Annotated in this window: 22 protein-coding genes and 4 tRNA genes; 17 read left to right on the top strand and 9 right to left on the bottom strand. The window is 71.1% G+C overall.

Going from position 1 to position 18,030, the window contains the following annotated elements:
* Positions 1 to 62 precede the first annotated feature (62 nt).
* The gene (locus ACFVGS_RS21585) at positions 63 to 1,295 is read right to left on the bottom strand and encodes an APC family permease (protein WP_384412020.1); all 1,233 of its coding nucleotides are present in this window, start codon (positions 1,293 to 1,295) and stop codon (positions 63 to 65) included.
* Between the two features lie 57 nt (positions 1,296 to 1,352).
* Between ACFVGS_RS21585 and ACFVGS_RS21580 the strand changes: the two genes are divergently transcribed.
* Positions 1,353 to 1,622, top strand: a complete 270-nt coding sequence (locus ACFVGS_RS21580) for a GlsB/YeaQ/YmgE family stress response membrane protein (RefSeq protein ID WP_384412019.1) — start codon at positions 1,353 to 1,355, stop codon at positions 1,620 to 1,622.
* 36 nt (positions 1,623 to 1,658) lie between these two features.
* Here ACFVGS_RS21580 and ACFVGS_RS21575 read toward each other — a convergent pair whose 3' ends face one another.
* The 3 genes from ACFVGS_RS21575 to ACFVGS_RS21565 form a co-directional block, all read right to left on the bottom strand.
* Complete coding sequence (locus tag ACFVGS_RS21575; RefSeq protein ID WP_385693370.1) at positions 1,659 to 2,339, bottom strand: alpha-ketoglutarate-dependent dioxygenase AlkB family protein; 681 nt, start codon at positions 2,337 to 2,339, stop codon at positions 1,659 to 1,661.
* Complete coding sequence (locus ACFVGS_RS21570) at positions 2,332 to 2,835, bottom strand: methylated-DNA--[protein]-cysteine S-methyltransferase (protein WP_384412015.1); 504 nt, start codon at positions 2,833 to 2,835, stop codon at positions 2,332 to 2,334. The genes ACFVGS_RS21575 and ACFVGS_RS21570 overlap by 8 nt, the downstream gene beginning before the upstream one ends.
* Positions 2,836 to 2,901: 66 nt before the next feature.
* On the bottom strand, positions 2,902 to 3,393 hold the full coding sequence (locus tag ACFVGS_RS21565) for a YajQ family cyclic di-GMP-binding protein (protein ID WP_384412013.1): 492 nt from the start codon (positions 3,391 to 3,393) through the stop codon (positions 2,902 to 2,904).
* A gap of 169 nt (positions 3,394 to 3,562) precedes the next feature.
* Between ACFVGS_RS21565 and ACFVGS_RS21560 the strand changes: the two genes are divergently transcribed.
* From ACFVGS_RS21560 to ACFVGS_RS21550, 3 genes are all read left to right on the top strand, one after another.
* Positions 3,563 to 3,644 (top strand) — tRNA-Tyr (locus ACFVGS_RS21560).
* Positions 3,645 to 4,037: 393 nt separating this feature from the next.
* A complete protein-coding gene (locus tag ACFVGS_RS21555; RefSeq protein ID WP_385693369.1) occupies positions 4,038 to 4,211 on the top strand; it encodes a hypothetical protein in 174 nt (57 codons plus the stop codon).
* Positions 4,212 to 4,390: 179 nt separating this feature from the next.
* Positions 4,391 to 5,098, top strand: coding sequence for a hypothetical protein (locus ACFVGS_RS21550; protein ID WP_384412009.1), 708 nt, complete (start codon positions 4,391 to 4,393; stop codon positions 5,096 to 5,098).
* A 9-nt stretch (positions 5,099 to 5,107) separates the two neighbouring features.
* On the opposite strand, the gene ACFVGS_RS21545 is transcribed toward ACFVGS_RS21550, so the two are convergent.
* A complete protein-coding gene (locus ACFVGS_RS21545; protein ID WP_385693368.1) occupies positions 5,108 to 5,764 on the bottom strand; it encodes an NAD(P)H-binding protein in 657 nt (218 codons plus the stop codon).
* Between the two features lie 2 nt (positions 5,765 to 5,766).
* Positions 5,767 to 7,047, bottom strand: coding sequence for an amidohydrolase family protein (locus ACFVGS_RS21540; protein ID WP_384412005.1), 1,281 nt, complete (start codon positions 7,045 to 7,047; stop codon positions 5,767 to 5,769).
* Positions 7,048 to 7,243: 196 nt separating this feature from the next.
* Between ACFVGS_RS21540 and ACFVGS_RS21535 the strand changes: the two genes are divergently transcribed.
* From ACFVGS_RS21535 to ACFVGS_RS21510, 6 genes are all read left to right on the top strand, one after another.
* Positions 7,244 to 7,316 (top strand) — tRNA-Thr (locus ACFVGS_RS21535).
* Between the two features lie 43 nt (positions 7,317 to 7,359).
* Positions 7,360 to 7,432: transfer RNA gene (locus ACFVGS_RS21530), tRNA-Met, on the top strand.
* Between the two features lie 89 nt (positions 7,433 to 7,521).
* Positions 7,522 to 7,686, top strand: coding sequence for a 50S ribosomal protein L33 (rpmG, locus tag ACFVGS_RS21525; RefSeq protein ID WP_003956487.1), 165 nt, complete (start codon positions 7,522 to 7,524; stop codon positions 7,684 to 7,686).
* A gap of 117 nt (positions 7,687 to 7,803) precedes the next feature.
* A complete protein-coding gene (locus ACFVGS_RS21520; RefSeq protein ID WP_128980841.1) occupies positions 7,804 to 8,256 on the top strand; it encodes a MaoC family dehydratase N-terminal domain-containing protein in 453 nt (150 codons plus the stop codon).
* A 2-nt stretch (positions 8,257 to 8,258) separates the two neighbouring features.
* Positions 8,259 to 8,687, top strand: a complete 429-nt coding sequence (locus tag ACFVGS_RS21515) for a MaoC family dehydratase (RefSeq protein ID WP_384412001.1) — start codon at positions 8,259 to 8,261, stop codon at positions 8,685 to 8,687.
* A 65-nt stretch (positions 8,688 to 8,752) separates the two neighbouring features.
* Positions 8,753 to 9,808 (top strand): UDP-N-acetylmuramate dehydrogenase, encoded by a 1,056-nt coding sequence (locus ACFVGS_RS21510; RefSeq protein ID WP_385693367.1) that lies wholly within the window; start codon positions 8,753 to 8,755, stop codon positions 9,806 to 9,808.
* Positions 9,809 to 9,849: 41 nt separating this feature from the next.
* On the opposite strand, the gene ACFVGS_RS21505 is transcribed toward ACFVGS_RS21510, so the two are convergent.
* Positions 9,850 to 10,482, bottom strand: a complete 633-nt coding sequence (locus ACFVGS_RS21505) for an NAD(P)-dependent oxidoreductase (protein WP_384411997.1) — start codon at positions 10,480 to 10,482, stop codon at positions 9,850 to 9,852.
* A 91-nt stretch (positions 10,483 to 10,573) separates the two neighbouring features.
* Here ACFVGS_RS21505 and ACFVGS_RS21500 point away from each other — a divergent pair, with 91 nt between their 5' ends.
* Positions 10,574 to 11,215, top strand: coding sequence for a TetR/AcrR family transcriptional regulator (locus tag ACFVGS_RS21500; protein WP_384411995.1), 642 nt, complete (start codon positions 10,574 to 10,576; stop codon positions 11,213 to 11,215).
* A gap of 31 nt (positions 11,216 to 11,246) precedes the next feature.
* Here ACFVGS_RS21500 and ACFVGS_RS21495 read toward each other — a convergent pair whose 3' ends face one another.
* Both ACFVGS_RS21495 and ACFVGS_RS21490 read right to left on the bottom strand, forming a co-directional pair.
* On the bottom strand, positions 11,247 to 12,281 hold the full coding sequence (locus tag ACFVGS_RS21495) for an adenosine deaminase (protein ID WP_384411993.1): 1,035 nt from the start codon (positions 12,279 to 12,281) through the stop codon (positions 11,247 to 11,249).
* Positions 12,282 to 12,414: 133 nt separating this feature from the next.
* Complete coding sequence (locus tag ACFVGS_RS21490; protein WP_384411991.1) at positions 12,415 to 13,641, bottom strand: pyridoxal phosphate-dependent aminotransferase; 1,227 nt, start codon at positions 13,639 to 13,641, stop codon at positions 12,415 to 12,417.
* A 238-nt stretch (positions 13,642 to 13,879) separates the two neighbouring features.
* Between ACFVGS_RS21490 and ACFVGS_RS21485 the strand changes: the two genes are divergently transcribed.
* The 6 genes from ACFVGS_RS21485 (at position 13,880) to ACFVGS_RS21460 (ending at position 17,775) form a co-directional block, all read left to right on the top strand.
* Positions 13,880 to 13,952: transfer RNA gene (locus tag ACFVGS_RS21485), tRNA-Trp, on the top strand.
* A 105-nt stretch (positions 13,953 to 14,057) separates the two neighbouring features.
* The gene (secE, locus tag ACFVGS_RS21480) at positions 14,058 to 14,345 is read left to right on the top strand and encodes a preprotein translocase subunit SecE (RefSeq protein WP_382532579.1); all 288 of its coding nucleotides are present in this window, start codon (positions 14,058 to 14,060) and stop codon (positions 14,343 to 14,345) included.
* Between the two features lie 44 nt (positions 14,346 to 14,389).
* Complete coding sequence (nusG, locus tag ACFVGS_RS21475; protein ID WP_385693366.1) at positions 14,390 to 15,277, top strand: transcription termination/antitermination protein NusG; 888 nt, start codon at positions 14,390 to 14,392, stop codon at positions 15,275 to 15,277.
* 159 nt (positions 15,278 to 15,436) lie between these two features.
* The gene (rplK, locus tag ACFVGS_RS21470) at positions 15,437 to 15,871 is read left to right on the top strand and encodes a 50S ribosomal protein L11 (protein WP_128980827.1); all 435 of its coding nucleotides are present in this window, start codon (positions 15,437 to 15,439) and stop codon (positions 15,869 to 15,871) included.
* Between the two features lie 81 nt (positions 15,872 to 15,952).
* Positions 15,953 to 16,681 (top strand): 50S ribosomal protein L1, encoded by a 729-nt coding sequence (rplA, locus tag ACFVGS_RS21465; protein WP_384411987.1) that lies wholly within the window; start codon positions 15,953 to 15,955, stop codon positions 16,679 to 16,681.
* A 167-nt stretch (positions 16,682 to 16,848) separates the two neighbouring features.
* Positions 16,849 to 17,775 (top strand): hypothetical protein, encoded by a 927-nt coding sequence (locus tag ACFVGS_RS21460; RefSeq protein WP_385693365.1) that lies wholly within the window; start codon positions 16,849 to 16,851, stop codon positions 17,773 to 17,775.
* The last annotated feature ends 255 nt before the right edge of the window (positions 17,776 to 18,030 follow it).

Raw genomic sequence — 18,030 nt, 5'->3', positions numbered from 1 at the left:
TGTACGGGCCACGCCGCACGGGCCACGCGCCGTACGGGCAAGGTCAGGTCTGAGGCGCAGGGTCAGGTCCGCGGGGGCTCGTGGCGTCCGCGGCTGACCGCGTGGGCCACCACTCCGACCGCGAGCACGCCCAGACCCGCCAGGACGGCGGCCGGCGGCAGGGAGAACGCGAGCGCCGCGCAGCCGGCCAGGCCGAGCACGGCCAGCGGCCGCTCGCGGCGCCCCAGGGTCCAGGCGGAGGCGTTGGCGATCCCGTAGTAGACCAGCACGGCGAACGACGAGAAGCCGATCGCGCCGCGCACGTCCGCCGTGGCCGCCACCACGGCCACCACCGCGCCCACCGCGAGCTCCGCGTGGTGCGGCACCCCGAAGCGCGGATGGACGGCGGCGAGCGTGGCCGGCAGGTGGCCGTCCCTGGCCATGGCGAGGGTCGTCCGTGACACGCCGAGGATCAGCGAGAGCAACGAGCCCAGAGCGGCGACCGCCGCGCCCACGGTGACCACGGGCACCAGCCAGTCCGCCCCGGCCGCCCGTGCCGCGTCCGCGAGCGGGGCGGGGGAGGCGGCCAGGCCCTCCGGTCCGAGGACGCCGAGCACGGTCACGGCGACGGCCGCGTAGACGGCGAGCGCGATGCCGAGGGCGAGCGGCACGGCCCGCGGGATGGTCCGCTCCGGGTCGCGGACCTCCTCGCCGAGCGTCGCGATCCGCGCGTACCCGGCGAAGGCGAAGAACAGCAGCCCGGCTGCCTGGAGCACGCCGCCCGCGGGAATGTCCCCGTCGAGCGCGAGCCGCCCGGCCTCCCCGGCCCCGGCGGCGGCCACGACGACCGCCGCGAGGACGGCGAGCACGACCGCGACGATCACCCGGGTGAGCAGCGCGGACTTCTGCACGCCGGTGTAGTTGACGGCGGTCAGGGCGACGACGGCGGCGACGGCCACCGCGTGGGCGTGCCCGGGCCAGACATAGGCGCCGACGGTGAGCGCCATCGCCGCGCAGGAGGCGGTCTTGCCGACGACGAAGGCCCAGCCCGCGAGATGGCCCCAGAACGCCCCGAGCCGTTCGCGGCCGTACACGTAGGTGCCGCCGGAGGCCGGGTAGAGGGCGGCGAGCCGGGCCGAGGCCATGGCGTTGCAGTAGGCGACGACGGCGGCGACGCCGAGCGCCGGCAGCAGTCCGGGGCCGGCCGCGCGTGCCGCGGGCCCGAGCGCCGCGAAGATCCCGGCGCCGACCATCGAGCCGAGCCCGATCACGACGGCGTCGAAGACTCCGAGAGTGCGGCGCAGTTCCTGTGTCATGCTCCGCACACTAGAGGGTGCGGCAACCGCTCGGGACCGCCGGGCGTCCTCCTGGGCATGAGCATCGTCAGCTGGATAGTTCTCGGACTGATCGCCGGGGTCGTCGCCAAGGTCCTGCTGCCGGGCCGCGACCCGGGCGGCCTGATCGGCACGACGGTCATCGGCGTCGTCGGCGCCTTCCTCGGCGGGTGGCTGTCGGCCCGCTTCCTGGACCGGCCCGTCGCCCAGGACTTCTACGACGGGGCGACCTGGCTGTCGGCGATCGGCGGCTCGCTGGTGCTGCTGATCGGCTACCGGATCCTCTTCGGCCACTCGCGCGAGCGCTAGGACCCGGATGAGGAGACCCGTATCCGGGGGCCCGACCTAGAGCCCCGTCTCCCTCAGCGTGATGTTGAGCCGCCCGGCGAGCCCCAGGGCGGGCTCGGCGCTGCCCGCGTACACCTTGGGGACGCCGTGGTACGCGAGGCGGGACGGCCCGCCGAAGACGAGCAGGTCGCCGGAGGCCAACTCCAGGTCGGTCCAGGGCCGTCCGCGGTCCTCGGTGTTGCCGAGCCGGAACACGCAGGTGTCGCCGAGGCTCAACGACACGACAGGAGCGGGCGAGCGCTCCTCCCTGTCCTGGTGCATGCCCATCTTCGCGCCGTCGGCGTAGAAGTTCACGAGCGCGGTGTCCGGCGCGAAACCGCCGTGCGGACCGCCGTCCGTCCCGGCCGCCCCGTCCGCACCGGCCGCCCCGTCGTGCGTCCCGTACGCGTCGGCCAGCGCCGCGCGCCCCAGTTCGACGAGCCAGTCCGGCAGTTCGAGGAGGTTCTCCTCGGGGCCGAGATAGCGGTACGGCACCCAGCGCCGCCCGAGGCAGAGCGAGCGCACGGACATCACCCTGCCGCCGGGCAGGACCGTGTGCTCGTACGCGGCGGGCCCCCGCCCGAACTCGCGGCAGGCGGCGACCAGTTCCCGCTGTCGCTCGAACGGCAGCCAGCCGGGCACGTGCACCGCGCCCGGCGCCGGTTCGCTCCGCTCGCGCGGGAACAGTCCGTCAGCCACCGCTCTCCAGGCGCAGCAGCCGCTCCTTGCGGTCCAGCCCGGCCGCGTAGCCGCGCAGGCTGCCGTCGGCCCCGATCACCCGGTGGCAGGGCCGCACCACGAGCAGCGGATTGCGCCCGATCGCGGTCCCCACGGCCCGCACGCCGGCGCCGGCCGAGCCGACCCGGCGGGCGATGTCCCCGTACGAGACGGTCGCGCCGTACGGGATCTCCTCCAGGGCCTTCCAGACGGCGCGCTGGAATTCGGTCCCGGACTCCTCGTACGGGATGTCGAAGCCCTCGCGCCGCCCGGCGAAGTACGCGTCCAGCTGCCCCGCGACCTCCTCGAACGCCGCCGGGTCACCTGTCCATCCGTCCTCGACGCGGACGCCGCCCTTCTGGCCCTCCAGCGACAGCGACCGCAGCACGAGGGAACCCCCGTCGGCGACCCGCCCCACCAGGAGCATCGTGCCGAGGGGGCCGTCGACGTGGGCGTAGAGCGTGCTGTTCGTCGTCATGCGTCCAGTGTGCGAGCCCCACACGCAGCGGGGCTGGCGGTTTTCGGACATGACACTCGGACAGTCCTACCGGTAGTTCACGAACTGCAGGGCGAAGTCGAAGTCCTTGTCCTTGAGCAGCGCGATGACGGCCTGCAGGTCGTCCCGGCTCTTCGAGCTGACCCGCAGCTCGTCGCCCTGCACCTGCGCCTTGACGCCCTTGGGGCCCTCGTCGCGGATGACCTTGGCGACCTTCTTGGCGTTCTCCTGGGAGATGCCCTCCTGGATGGAGGCGAAGAGCTTGTACTCCTTGCCGGACAGCTGCGGGTCGCCCTCCACGTCCAGCGACTTCAGCGAGATGCCCCGCTTGATCAGCTTGGACTGGAAGATGTCGAGGATCGCCTTGACCCGCTCCTCGCCGTTCGCCTGCATCAGGATCTTCTCGCCCGACCAGGAGATCGAGGCGTTGGTGCCCTTGAAGTCGTAGCGCTGCGTGATCTCCTTCGCGGCCTGGTTGAGGGCGTTGTCGACCTCCTGCCGCTCGACCTTGGAGACGATGTCGAAACTGGAGTCGGCCATGAGGTGAGGCTCCTTGCTCGGATGCATTGGGTACGGCACAAAGCGTAGCCACCGGGACGGCCGCGAACCCGAGATCAATCCGGTGGCGAAGCACCCCCGGGGATCAGGTATCGTTTACGTCGTTGCCAGGGAGCACCGCCGAAAAGCGGCTCCGAGGCAGCGATCCCATGGCGGTGTGCCCGAGTGGCCAATGGGAGCGGACTGTAAATCCGTCGGCTTAGCCTACCCAGGTTCGAATCCTGGCGCCGCCACGCGATGAGAACGGCCCCTGAACTGCGGAAACGCAGGGCAGGGGTCGTTCTGCTGTGTCAGTGAGACAGGGCGCAACTGTCTCGCTCTGCGCCGCTCGATCACCCTCTCTACCAGCGTGTCTGGACGACACGTGGACGGGATTACGTGGTGACCGGGCAGTCTCACGCGCCCGAGCCCAGACCTCCCCGTACCCGCTGCCTTGTCTTCCGGGCCGCCGACCGACTTCACCACCGTGTGCACACCCCAGGTGCGGCAACTGGCACCGGCTGCCGCAATCGTTGCCTGCACGCGGCAGTGACCATGAACGCTTCCTAAGCCAGGATGAGGTCCATGGGTGAAGGAGGGGGACGAGAGTGGAGCTTCTCGGGAAGGCGTTGTTCGTGATGGTGCCCTTGGCTCTTGGTGTGGCGCTGCTCGTCGACTTCAAGGGCTTCCGGCGGTACATGATCTCCAGGCCCGGGGAGAGCGACGAGGACATCAAGCGCTACCAGCCGATCGCGATCATCGTCGGCGCTGGGTTCGTTTGTCTCCCGCTGACCGCGGTGGGCTTCTGGATGATCTACTGATCAACCCCGCTGCCCGCTCAGCCTCCGGAACCGGGCGGTCACCTTCCCCTGAACTGCGGAAACGCAGGGCAGGGGCCGTTTGTTCGTTCATGGGGTCCGCCGAGGGGCGCGGTTCTCGTTCGGTCCAGTCGTGGGCGTGGGTGCGCGCCGGTGACCTGTGGCCGGTCCACCATGAGCGGGTGAGCGGGCTGGGCGGCGACGGAAGCGAAGATCCGCTGGGCGAGATCCAGACCAGGGTCGGGAAGCGGCGCCTGGACGACGTCGCCAAGATCCTCGCCGGCGCCCTGGTCGCGGTCGCCGGGGTCATGACCGCGCTGGGGCTGACGAGCGACATCGTGTTCGTCGCGCTCAACAACGAGTCGTGGCCCATCTACGTCGCCGCGCTCTGCGCCATCCTCGCCATCGTGTGCAGCATCGTGGCCCTGCTCATGCACCCGACGCGGCGGGGCAACGTGTGGGAGACGGTCACGCTCGTCATCGGCGTGATCTTCTACATGGTCGCGCTGAGCGTGGCGGTCGTGGGCGCCTCCAAGGCGGCGGGCGGGAACGGGCGGCCGACCATCACCAACGTCACGCTCGCGGGGCCGAGAACCGCCGGGCGCCTCAGCTTCGACGTCCACGGGGACGGCGTGGACACGTGGGCGACCATCGAGGTCTCCGCGGACGCCGTGGACATCCACCGGGATCCCGTCGAAGGCGAGGGCTTCTACTACAGCAGCCTCAGACCCGACGACAGGGGCGACATCGCGCAGCACGTCAGCGTGCCCTTCTCGGTCCCCGAGTCCGCGTGGGGCATCCAGATCATCGCCGCCACCGCCGGCGGCGAAGGCGAGTGCGACGTCCGGTCGACGCGCGGACCCACCTGCGTGGAGATCCAACTGCCCTGACGTCCGGCGTCAGTTGCCTGCGATGTCGCGGACCGCGACCGCGACCGGGGTCGAGCCCGAGATCAGTTCCAGGGTCAGACCGGCCGTGGCCGGCGTGTCGAGGAGTTCGGCGAGGACCGCCGCCACGTCGTCGCGGGGGATGGGGCCGCGGCCCGTGGAGGCCGCCAGGCGGACCATGCCGGTGCCCGCGTCGTCGGTGAGCATGCCGGGGCGCAGGATCGTCCAGTCGAGCCCCTCGCGGGCGCGGACGTCGTCGTCCGCCGCGCCCTTGGCGCGCAGGTACGCGTCGAAGACGGCGTCGCCCTCGTGACCCGACCGGGCGCCCATGGACGAGACGACGAGGAAGCGCCGTACGCCCGCCCGTTCCGCCGCGTCGGCGAGCAGGACCGCCGCGTCGCGGTCCACGGTCTCCTTGCGCTGGGCGCCGCTGCCCGGGCCCGCGCCGGCCGCGAAGACGGCCGCGTCGGCGCCCTCCAGGGCCGCGGCGACCTCGTCGACGGAGGCCGACTCCAGGTCCAGGACCACCGCCTCGGCGCCGGCCGCCCGCAGGTCCGCCTCCTGTTCGGGGCGGCGGATGATCCCCACCGGTTGGTGCCCGCCCGCGGCCAGCAGCCGCTCGAGCCGCAGGGCGATCTGTCCGTGTCCACCAGCGATGACTACGCGCATACTCACGACCGTACGGCGCCCGGCCCCGCCGGGCCTCCCGAGTCCGGCCGCTCGGGCCGCGTCTGCCGGGGCAGGTCGAGGGCCGCCGCCGAGTCGCAGTACTCCCGCACCGCGCTCGTCCGGGCCACCACCCGGCCGCGGTGCACCACGATCCGGCTGTACGCGAGGGACAGCACGCCCGCGAGCCGTTCGCCCCGCACCGCGAGCAGCTCCGCCGGGAAGCCGGCCTCCACCCGTACCTCCGGCAGGCCCATCGCGGCCCGCGCGTCCGTGCTCACCGCCCCGTACGCCTCCGGCGCCGGGAGCCCGCCCAGTGAGGCCGTCAGGTAGGCGGCCTCCAGCGGGTCGCCGCGGCCCACAGGGTTGGACACGTCACGCAGCGCCCCGCCGCCCGCGGCGACCCGCACCCCGGCGGCCCGGAGCAGCCGCACGGGCGCCGTGCCGCGCAGCTCGGTCGCGCCGCAGCCGCCCTGCGGCAGGCACACCACGGTCACCCCGGCGGCCGCCAGCTGGTCCGCCGCCCGGCGGGCCTGGTCGGCGGGGAGGCGGGCGAGCCCGGCGCAGGGGCCGATCGTCACCCCGGGGCGCAGCCCGCCGGCCATCGCCGCGAGCCGGGCCAGGCGCGCCGGGTCGTCGCCGTCGGTGTGCAGGTCCACCGGGCAGCCGTGTTCGGCCGCGACCTCCAGGAGCGCCTCCACGTAGCCGGTGGGATCCGGGTCGAGGTCGGGGCAGCCGCCGACCACGCCGGCGCCCATCTTCACCGCGTCCCGCAGCATCGCGAGCCCGTCGGCGCCCGCCGCGCCGGTCAGCAGCCGGGGCGTCGCCACGGTCGTCAGCTCGGCCAGGCCGCGCAGCGAACGCCGGGCCTGCAGCACGGCCTCCAGCGGGCCGAGGCCGTGCATGTCCCCGATCCGGACGTGGGCGCGCAGCGCGGTCGCGCCGTGCCCGAGCTGGAGCAGGGCGGCCTCGGTCGCCCGGCGCTGGACCTCGTCCGGGGCGTACGAGACGGGGCCGGGGGAGTCGGCGGTGAGCGCGGTGTCGATGTGCGCGTGGGGCTCGGCGGGCGCGGGCAGCAACAGGTAGCCGGCCAGGTCGACGCGGGCGCCGACCGCGGTGAGGCTGCCGGCCGTGCCGACGGCCTCGATCCGGCCGCCGCCGAGCCGTACGTCGACGGTGCGGCCGTCGGTGAGCCGCGCGTTCGAGAGCAGCAGCGACACGGCGTCGGCGGTGGCCGCGGCCCGGTCGTCGGGCTGTGGCTGGGGCTGCTTGCTGTCGGCGGACATCGGGCTCCTCACGGCTCGCCAAGACCAAGATCACGCAGCGTGGGCCCCGAGCCTAGGGGCGCCCGCAGCAGCCTTCGAGGAGGAGCGCAATAGTCGTACTGGTGAGTGCACGAGTGGCCTAGGAGGGGCCTGCGGCGAGTGCCCGGGAAACGGATTTGGGTGTCGGGCCGGAGACCGTGTAATGTCTTCCTCGCTCGCCCCAATAGCTCAGTCGGCAGAGCGTCTCCATGGTAAGGAGAAGGTCTACGGTTCGATTCCGTATTGGGGCTCTGGTGAGAAGGGCCCGCCTTCGGGCGGGATCCGGATCATCAAAGCGGTGTAGCTCAGTCGGTAGAGCAAGCGGCTCATAATCGCTGTGTCACCGGTTCAAGTCCGGTCACCGCTACACACGGTAGCCGATTGTGGGGTCGGTCCTGCGATCGGCTACTCTTTCATGCGTTCATCCATCCCACCCGTCCGTCAAGGAGCACTCACGTGGCTGCCACCGACGTCCGCCCGAAGATCACGCTGGCCTGCGTGGAGTGCAAGGAGCGGAACTACATCACCAAGAAGAACCGGCGCAACAACCCGGACCGTCTTGAGATGAAGAAGCACTGCCCTCGCTGCAACTCGCACACCGCGCACCGCGAGACGCGCTAAACAGGCTCGTACACGAGGCCGTCCCCAGCCGGGGACGGCCTCGTGTCGTTTACCCGTGCATATCCGCACCCTTTTCAGCAGGACCAGCAAGCAGGACCAGCAGGAGGTACCGAGGCCATGGCGCTCGACCAGTCCTTCGTGGGCCGGACCTATCCGCCCACCGCGCCGTACGAGGTCGGCCGCGAGAAGATCCGCGAGTTCGCCGAGGCGATCGGGGACGCCAATCCCGCGTACACCGACCAGGAGGCCGCCAAGGCCCTCGGTCACCCCGACGTCGTCGCCCCGCCGACGTTCGTCTTCGCGATCACCTTCAAGGCCGCCGGCCAGGTCGTCGAGGACCCGCAGCTGGGCCTCGACTACAGCCGCGTCGTGCACGGCGACCAGAAGTTCGCCTACACCCGGCCGGTGCGCGCCGGTGACCGGCTCTCGGTCACCAGCACCATCGAGGCGATCAAGTCCCTCGCGGGCAACGACATCCTGGACATCCGCGGCGAGGTCCACGACGAGAGCGGCGAGCACGTCGTGACCGCCTGGACCAAGCTCGTCGCCCGCGCCCCCGAGGAGGCCTGACCGTGACCGCGAAGATCGCCTACGACGAGGTCGAGGTCGGCACCGAGCTGCCCGCGCAGACCTTCCCCGTGACCCGCGCCACGCTCGTGCGGTACGCCGGTGCCTCGGGTGACTTCAACCCGATCCACTGGAACGAGAAGTTCGCCAAGGAGGTCGGCCTGCCCGACGTCATCGCCCACGGCATGTTCACCATGGCCGAGGCGATCCGCGTCGTCACCGACTGGGCCGGCGACCCGGCCGCCGTCGTCGAGTACGGCGTCCGCTTCACCAAGCCGGTCGTCGTGCCCAACGACGACGAGGGTGCCGTGATCGAGGTCTCCGCGAAGGTGGCGGCGAAGCTCGACGACCAGCAGGTGCGGGTCGACCTCACCGCGACCAGCGCCGGGCAGAAGGTCCTCGGCATGAGCCGGGCCGTGGTCAGGCTCGCCTGAACCCGTCCGAGCGCCTGAGCGGCACGGGCCCCTTCCGTACGGGAGGGGCCCGTACCCTTGTGCCCGTGCAGCTTCTCCACGACGCCCCCCTCGCGCCCCTGACCACCTTCCGGCTCGGCGGCCCCGCCACGCGGCTCGTCACGGCCACCACCGACGACGAGGTGATCGCCGCGGTCCGCGAGGCCGACGCCTCCGGGGCCCCGCTGCTCGTCATCGGCGGCGGCTCCAACCTGGTCATCGGCGACAAGGGCTTCGACGGCACGGCCCTGCACATCGCCACCCGCGGCTTCTCGCTCGACGGGACCCGTCTGGAGCTCGCCGCGGGCGAGGTGTGGACGGACGCCGTCGCCCGGACCGTCGAGGCCGGGCTCGCCGGTATCGAGTGCCTGGCCGGGATCCCCGGCTCGGCGGGCGCCACGCCGATCCAGAACGTGGGCGCCTACGGGCAGGACGTCTCCGCCACCGTCACCGAGGTCGTCGCCTACGACCGCCGGGCCGAGGAGACGGTGACGCTCACCAACGCCGAGTGCGCCTTCTCGTACCGGCACAGCCTCTTCAAGGACCAGCCCGACCGCTACGTCGTGCTCCGCGTCCGCTTCGGGCTCGAGGACGCCGGCGGCCTTTCCGCGCCGATCGCGTACGCGGAGACGGCCCGGGCCCTCGGTGTCGAGGCGGGCGACCGGGTGCCGCTGGAGCGGGCGCGGGAGACGGTCCTGAAGCTGCGGGCCGGCAAGGGCATGGTCCTGGACCCGGAGGACCACGACACGTGGTCGGCCGGCTCCTTCTTCACCAACCCGATCCTCACCGCCGAGCAGTACGAGGCCTTCCTCGCGCGCGTGGCCGAGCGCCTCGGCGCCGACGCCGTGCCGCCCGCCTACCCGGCGGGGGAGGGCCTGACCAAGACCTCCGCCGCCTGGCTGATCGACAAGGCGGGCTTCACCAAGGGCTACGGCTCCGGGCCCGCCCGGATCTCGACCAAGCACACCCTCGCCCTCACCAACCGCGGCGAGGCGACCACCGAGGACCTGCTCGCCCTCGCCCGCGAGGTCGTCGCCGGCGTCCGGGACGCCTTCGGGGTCACGCTCGTCAACGAGCCGGTGACCGTCGGCGTCGAGATCTGAGGCCCGCGCCTCCGTACGCCACACCCTCGGTACGCCAACCTTCAGTACGCCACACCCACGCCCTGCTTCACCGTCGCCGGGTCGTCGACCATCGCCAGCATCGCGTGCGCCACGTCGGCGCGCCCGACCGTGCGGCCGCGTGACGGGTTGCCGCCGACCGCCTTCCGGTAGCGGCCGGTGAGGCGCCTGTTCGTCAGCTTCGGCGGGCGGACGGACGTCCAGTCGGTCGCGCTCGCCGCGAGCTCGGCCTCCATCTCCCGCAGGTCCGCGTAGACGTGCTTGTACAGGCCGTTGATGATCGGCAGCACCGCCCTGTCGAGCACCGTCTGCCCCGGCGGGACCGGGCCGACGGGGGCCGCGCTGACCACGAGGAGACGGCGGGTCCCGGCGCCCTCCATGGCGCGCAGCACCGAGCGGGTCAGGCGCGCGGCGACGCCCGCGTCCGCGCGGGTGCGGGCGCCGAGGCCGGAGAGGACCGCGTCCCGGCCCGCCACGGCCTCGCGCAGCGACTCCGGGTCGGAGAGGTCGGAGCGGAAGACGTCGAGACCGGCGCCCGTGACCGTGAACCGGGCCGGATCACGGACGACGGCGGTCACCTCGTGGCCCGCGGCCAGTCCCTGACGGACGATCTCCTGGCCGATGCCGCCGGTCGCACCGAAGACGGTGAGCTTCATGTCGCACCCTCCCTGGGTGGGTAAGTGTTCACTCACCTATAGAGTGAGTGTGCACTCACTCACCCGTCAAGCGATATCCAGGAGAGTTCTCGTGGAACAGAAGCCGACCCGCACCCGGATCCTCGACGCCGCCCACGAGCTCCTGCGCACGGCCGGGCTCGCCCGCACCACCACCAAGCAGATCGCCAGGGCGGCGGGCTGCTCCGAGGCCGCGCTCTACAAGTACTTCCCGAGCAAGGAGGAGCTGTTCGTCACTGTCCTGGACGAACGGCTGCCGCGGCTCGGTGACCTCCTCGGCACCCCCGGCGCCGGCACCGAGACCCCTGGCGCCGAGACCGCCGGCGCCGAGACCCCGGGCGCGGAAACCCCCGGAGTGGAGGAGAACCTCGTCCAGGTCGCCCGCAGGGCCGCCCTCTTCTACCAGGAGACCTTCGCGATGGCCGCCTCCCTCTACGCCGAGCCGCAGCTCAAGCGCCGCCACGACGACGCGCTGCGGCGCCTCGGCACCGGCCCGCACAAGCCCATCGAGGGCCTCGCCGACTACCTCCGCGCCGAACAGCGGCGCGGCAGGATCGCCGCCGACGCCGACCCGCAGGCCGCCGCCGCCCTCCTCCTCGGAGCCTGCGCCCAGCGCGCCTTCGCCTACGACATGACCCCGGACGGCCGCCCGCCGCAGGACCTCGACACGTTCGCCCGCTCGATCGCCCGCACCCTGATGCGCGGGCTCGGCTGACGGGCCCGGCGGCGCGCCACGGCCGCGCGGCTCAGCCGGCCGGCGCGGCCAGCCAGTCGTCGATCCCGGACAGCAGCTTCTGCCTGACGTCCTCCGGCGCCGCCGAGCCGCGCACCGACTGCCGGGCCAGCTCCGCCAGCTCCTCGTCCGTGAAGCCGTGGTGCCGGCGGGCCACCTCGTACTGGGCGGCCAGCCGCGAGCCGAAGAGCAGCGGGTCGTCCGCACCCAGGGCCATCGGCACCCCGGCGTCGAAGAGGGTGCGCAGCGGCACGTCCTCCGGCTTCTCGTACACGCCGAGCGCCACGTTGGACGAGGGGCACACCTCGCAGGTGATCTGGCGCTCCGCGAGCCTGCGCAGCAGCCGCGGGTCCTCGGCCGCCCGCACGCCGTGCCCGACCCGGGCCGCCCGCAGGTCGTCCAGGCAGTCCCGTACGGACGAGGGGCCGGTCAGCTCGCCGCCGTGCGGGGCCGCGAGCAGGCCGCCCTCGCGGGCGATGGCGAAGGCCCGGTCGAAGTCGCGGGCCATGCCGCGCCGCTCGTCGTTGGAGAGCCCGAAGCCGACCACGCCCCGGTCCGCGTACCGCACGGCGAGGCGGGCGAGGGTGCGCGCCTCCAGCGGGTGCTTCATGCGGTTCGCCGCGACCAGCACCCGCATCCCGAGCCCGGTCTCGCGCGAGGCCGTGTCCACCGCGTCGAGGATGATCTCCATGGCCGGGATCAGACCACCGAGCAGCGGCGCGTACGAGGTCGGGTCGACCTGGATCTCCAGCCAGCCGGAGCCGTCCGCCACGTCCTCCTGGGCCGCCTCGCGCACCAGGCGCCGGATGTCCTCGGGCTCGCGCAGGCAGGAGCGGGCGATGTCGTAGAGCCGCTGGAAGCGGAACCAGCCCCGCTCGTCCGTGGCCCGCAGCCTGGGCGGAGTGCCGCTGCTCAGCGCCTCGGGGAGGTGCACCCCGTACTTGTCGGCCAGTTCGAGGAGGGTCGTGGGCCGCATCGAGCCCGTGAAGTGCAGGTGCAGATGGGCCTTGGGCAGCAGACTGAGGTCGCGGTGAAGAAGGTGCTCCATTGGCCGATCCTGCCTTACCCGAATGGACGAATACAGTCCGTTTCCCCGATCGGGACCTTGCTAGAACGCAAGAACGGGCCCCCGGTTCCGGAGAACCAGGGGCCCGCGTGCAGGTGGGAAGGTTCCTACCCGGTCAGTCGCGCGCCTCGGCGAGCAGCTTCTGGATCCGGGACACGCCCTCGACCAGGTCCTCGTCGCCCAGCGCGTACGACAGCCGCAGGTAGCCCGGGGTGCCGAAGGCCTCGCCCGGGACGACCGCGACCTCGGCCTCGTCCAGGATCAGCGCGGCCAGCTCGACGGAGTCCTGCGGGCGCTTGCCGCGGATCTCCTTGCCCAGCAGCCCCTTCACCGACGGGTACACGTAGAACGCGCCCTCCGGCGTCGGGCAGAGCACGCCCTCGATCTCGTTGAGCATCCGCACGATGGTCTGGCGGCGGCGGTCGAAGGCCTTGCCCATCTCCCTGACCGCTTCCAGGTCGCCCGAGACGGCGGCGAGCGCGGCGACCTGCGCCACGTTGGAGACGTTGGAGGTGGCGTGCGACTGCAGGTTGGTCGCGGCCTTCACGACGTCCTTCGGGCCGATGATCCAGCCCACGCGCCAGCCCGTCATCGCGTACGTCTTGGCGACACCGTTCACGACGATGCACTTGTCGCGCAGCTCCGGCAGGACCGCCGGCAGGGAGGCGGCGGTGGCGCCGCCGTACACCAGGTGCTCGTAGATCTCGTCGGTGAGGACCCACAGGCCGTGCTCGACGGCCCAGCGGCCGATCGCCTCGGTCTCGGCCTCGCTGTAGACGGCGCCGGTCGGGTTCGACGGCGAGACGAAGAGGACGACCTTGGTCTTCTCCGTGCGCGCGGCCTCCAGCTGCTCCACCGACACCCGGTAGCCGGTGGTCTCGTCGGCGACGACCTCCACCGGGACACCGCCGGCGAGGCGGATCGACTCCGGGTAGGTCGTCCAGTACGGCGCGGGGACGATGACCTCGTCGCCCGGGTCGAGGATCGCGGCGAACGCCTCGTAGATGGCCTGCTTGCCGCCGTTGGTCACCAGGACCTGGGAGGCGTCGACCTCGTAGCCGGAGTCGCGCAGGGTCTTCGCGGCGATCGCGGCCTTGAGCTCGGGCAGACCGCCGGCCGGCGTGTAGCGGTGGTACTTGGGGTTCTTGCAGGCCTCGACGGCCGCCTCGACGATGTAGTCCGGCGTCGGGAAGTCGGGCTCACCCGCGCCGAAACCGATGACCGGTCGCCCGGCGGCCTTGAGGGCCTTGGCCTTGGCGTCGACGGCGAGGGTGGCGGACTCGGAGATCGCACCGATCCGGGCGGAGACCCGGCGCTCGGTGGGAGGGGTAGCAGCGCTCATGCGGCCCATCGTCCCAGACCCCGTCCGGGCCCGGCACACAGGTTTCACGGAGCGGACAGGACCGGTCATTCCCGGTCGTACACACGGCGTGGAGGCCCTGTGGAGGCCCTTTCCGAGGCCCCTGTGGCAGGTCGGAGCCGTTTCTGTTCGACGTAGGGGCCCAAGACCACGTACACTCACTGCTCGTTGGCCCCGCACCGACCACATCTCACGATGCGGTAGGTTGGGGAAGCCACAAAGGGTCGTAGCTCAATTGGTAGAGCACCGGTCTCCAAAACCGGCGGTTGGGGGTTCAAGTCCCTCCGGCCCTGCTACACACACCGCCAGGTTGTGTGCGCATGTACGTACTCCTTGCACCGCCGTGCGGCTCCATTCCGGGCGCGGCACGGCCACGACCCGGAATCAGGTGAGACATCGTGACGGATGCCGTAGGCTCCATCGACATGCCTGACGCCGAGGACGCAGCTCCCGAGTCGAAGAAGAAGGCCCGGAAGGGCGGCAAGCGCGGTAAGAAGGGCCCTCTGGGCCGCCTCGCGCTGTTCTACCGCCAGGTCATCGCGGAACTCCGCAAGGTCGTCTGGCCCACTCGCAGCCAGCTGACGACGTACACCACTGTGGTGATTGTCTTCGTTGTCATCATGATCGGCCTCGTGACCGTGATTGACTATGGCTTCCAGGAAGCAGTCAAGTACGTCTTCGGCTGACTTTTTGTTCCACCCCATCTGTAGCGCAGGAAGAAGCAGCCACCGTGTCTGACGCGAACCTGAACGACGCCTTCGAGTCCGAGTCCGTCGAGGACGAGCTGGACATCGTCGAGGCGGCCGACGAGGAGCAGGCGGACGCTGCTGACGCCGAACTCGGCGAGGTCGAGGAGACCGACGCCGAGGACGACGGCACCGAGGTCGCCGACGTCGAGGCCGCCGAGGAGGAGGCCGAGGAGTCGGAGGAGTCCGACGAGGCGGCCGAGGCCGGGCTCGCGGACGAGGAAGAGGCCGAGGAGGCCGAGCCCGCCGCTCCGGTCGACCCCATCGCCGCGCTCCGCGAGGAGCTGCGCACGCTGCCCGGCGAGTGGTACGTGATCCACACCTACGCGGGCTACGAGAAGCGCGTGAAGGCCAACCTGGAGCAGCGCGCCGTCTCGCTGAACGTCGAGGAGTTCATCTACCAGGCCGAGGTCCCCGAGGAAGAGATCGTCCAGATCAAGAACGGCGAGCGCAAGAACGTCCGGCAGAACAAGCTGCCCGGTTACGTGCTCGTCCGCATGGACCTGACGAACGAGTCCTGGGGTGTCGTCCGCAACACGCCCGGCGTCACCGGCTTCGTGGGCAACGCCTACGACCCGTACCCGCTGACCCTGGACGAGATCGTGAAGATGCTCGCCCCGGAGGCCGAGGAGAAGGCCGCCCGCGAGGCCGCCGAGGCCGAGGGCAAGCCGGCTCCGGCCCGCAAGGTCACCGTCGAGGTCCTGGACTTCGAGGTGGGCGACTCGGTCACCGTCACCGACGGTCCGTTCGCCACGCTCCAGGCCACGATCAACGAGATCAACGCCGACTCGAAGAAGGTCAAGGGCCTCGTCGAGATCTTCGGTCGCGAGACCCCGGTCGAGCTCAGCTTCGACCAGATCCAGAAGAACTGACGACTCAAGTTTCCGGACAGGTCAGAGGGGCTGCTGCAGCCGCTCTGACCTGCTCGGTTTTTGGACGCGCAGCTATACCCGTTATCGTTGTGCGGTATGCCTCCATCCGGATGACCGGATGGATCGGCTGAAAACTCTCACTAGGACCCGGAGAGAGCTATGCCTCCCAAGAAGAAGAAGGTCACGGGGCTTATCAAGCTCCAGATCAACGCCGGTGCGGCCAACCCGGCCCCGCCGGTCGGCCCCGCGCTGGGTCAGCACGGCGTCAACATCATGGAGTTCTGCAAGGCCTACAACGCCGCGACCGAGTCGCAGCGTGGCTGGGTGATCCCGGTGGAGATCACGGTCTACGAGGACCGTTCCTTCACCTTCATCACCAAGACCCCGCCGGCCGCCAAGATGATCCTCAAGGCCGCGGGCGTGGAGAAGGGCTCCGGCGAGCCGCACAAGACCAAGGTCGCCAAGATCACCGAGGCGCAGGTCCGCGAGATCGCCACCACCAAGATGCCCGACCTCAACGCCAACGACCTGGACGCCGCCGCGAAGATCATCGCCGGCACCGCCCGTTCCATGGGCATCACGGTCGAGGGCTGATCACCCCCCTCGTGACCTCAGTGGTAGGGCCAGGCGCTGGCCCGCACCACGACTCCACACCCTGAACACACAGGAGCAGAAGTGAAGCGCAGCAAGTCCCTCCGCGCTGCGGACGCCAAGGTCGACCGGGAGAAGCTCTACGCCCCGCTCGAGGCCGTCCGTCTCGCCAAGGAGACCTCCACCACCAAGTTCGACGGCACCGTCGAGGTGGCCTTCCGTCTGGGCGTCGACCCGCGCAAGGCCGACCAGATGGTCCGTGGCACCGTGAACCTTCCGCACGGCACCGGTAAGACCGCCCGGGTCCTGGTCTTCGCGACCGGTGACCGTGCCGAGGCCGCGATCGCCGCGGGCGCCGACATCGTCGGTTCCGACGAGCTCATCGACGAGATCTCCAAGGGCAACCGCCTGAACGAGTTCGACGCCGTCGTCGCCACCCCGGACCTCATGGGCAAGGTCGGCCGCCTCGGCCGCGTCCTCGGCCCGCGTGGTCTCATGCCGAACCCGAAGACCGGCACCGTCACCCCGGATGTCGCCAAGGCTGTCAACGACATCAAGGGCGGCAAGATCGAGTTCCGCGTCGACAAGCACTCGAACCTGCACTTCATCATCGGCAAGGTGTCCTTCGACGACGCCAAGCTGGTGGAGAACTACGGCGCGGCCCTGGAGGAGATCCTCCGTCTGAAGCCGTCCGCCGCCAAGGGCCGCTACATCAAGAAGGCCGCCATCACCACCACGATGGGCCCCGGCATCCCGGTCGACCCGAACCGCACCCGCAACCTCCTCGTCGAGGAGGACCCGGCCGCGGTCTGAGCCTGACCGGCTCAGGAGCCCCCTCACCGGGGCTCCGGCGTCCTTGAAGCCGCCCCTCGCGCCTCTCCGGAGGCGCGGGGGGCGGCTTTTATTGCACCGGCGTTGTCGGGGGCCTGGGTTACGGTGCCAGGGGGAACAAGAAGACGATCCGCAAGGGGTGGGGATTCATGAGCATGTCCGCGTGGAAGCGCGCAGGCGTCGCACTGACGGCCACGGCCGTCGTCACGGGCGTGGCCGGCTGTCAGGACGGCGACGCCAGGAGCGCGGCGGAGGCGCCCGCCAAGGCGGCCGCGCAGGGCCTGGAGGACGTGACGAAGGCGCTCACGGCCGCGTTCGAGAAGACGTCCGCCGCCAGGTCGGCCAAGGTCAGCATGACGATGAGCATGGAGGGCGTCGGTGCCCAGTCCGGCACCGTCACGATGACCGGCGTCCAGGGCTGGGACCCGGCGGCGCTGGACATCACCATGAAGGGCTCCCTGCTGGGCGGGGGCAAGCCCGGCGCCCCCGAGCAGGTCCGCATGGTCATGCGCGACAACGTCATGTACATGGACCTGGGCGCCGAGGCAGCCGCCAAGATGGACGGCAAGCGCTGGATGAAGATCGACATGAAGGCCGCCGCGGACGCCGGCGGCGACAAGAACCTGCGCAAGCAGATGACCGGCGGCCTGGAGAACATGAACCAGGACCCGGCCCAGCAGCTCGCCCTGCTCCTGGACTCCCCGAACCTGAAGCACGTCGGTGCCGAGAAGGTGAACGGCATGGAGACCCAGCACTACAAGGGCACCCTCACCTTCGAGCAGATGCTCAAGGCCAACAAGTCGTCGAAGCTCCTCTCCAAGGAGCAGTACGACGAGCTCGTGGCCAATGTGAGGAAGACCGGCCTCAAGGGCTACGACACCGAGGTCTGGGTCACCGAGGACGGCTACCCGGCCCGTATGGACGTCGGCATGACCATGGCCCAGGGCACGGTGCACATGCGGGCCGACTACACCGACTACGGGGCCGCCAGGGCCGCCGTCCGGGTGCCGCCGGCCGAGGACACCGTCGACCTGTTCGCGATGCTCCAGGAGGCCGGCAGGACCGCCGAGGGCTGATTTGCCCCTGGCCGTCCCCGTCGCGTACTCTTCCACAGAAGCCAAAGACCGCTGGTCGTCGCTGCGCCCGAAGGGCGTGGTGGCCGAAGGATTCGCTGAGAGATGCGAGCGACCCGCGCAGGTGACTGTGGAGAAGTTCCCGGATCGGATTCGTCCGATGAGGTAGAGCTGAGCCCCGTGCGCCTGCGCCCGGGGCGTTTTCGTTTGTTCAGCCCCTTCTGAGCGGTCCTCATCACCCGGAAGGAGGCTGACGCA

It is taken from the genome of Streptomyces sp. NPDC127114 (assembly GCF_042677525.1).
GTDB lineage: Bacteria > Actinomycetota > Actinomycetes > Streptomycetales > Streptomycetaceae > Streptomyces.
This window is presented reverse-complemented; position numbering and strand designations above follow the sequence as displayed.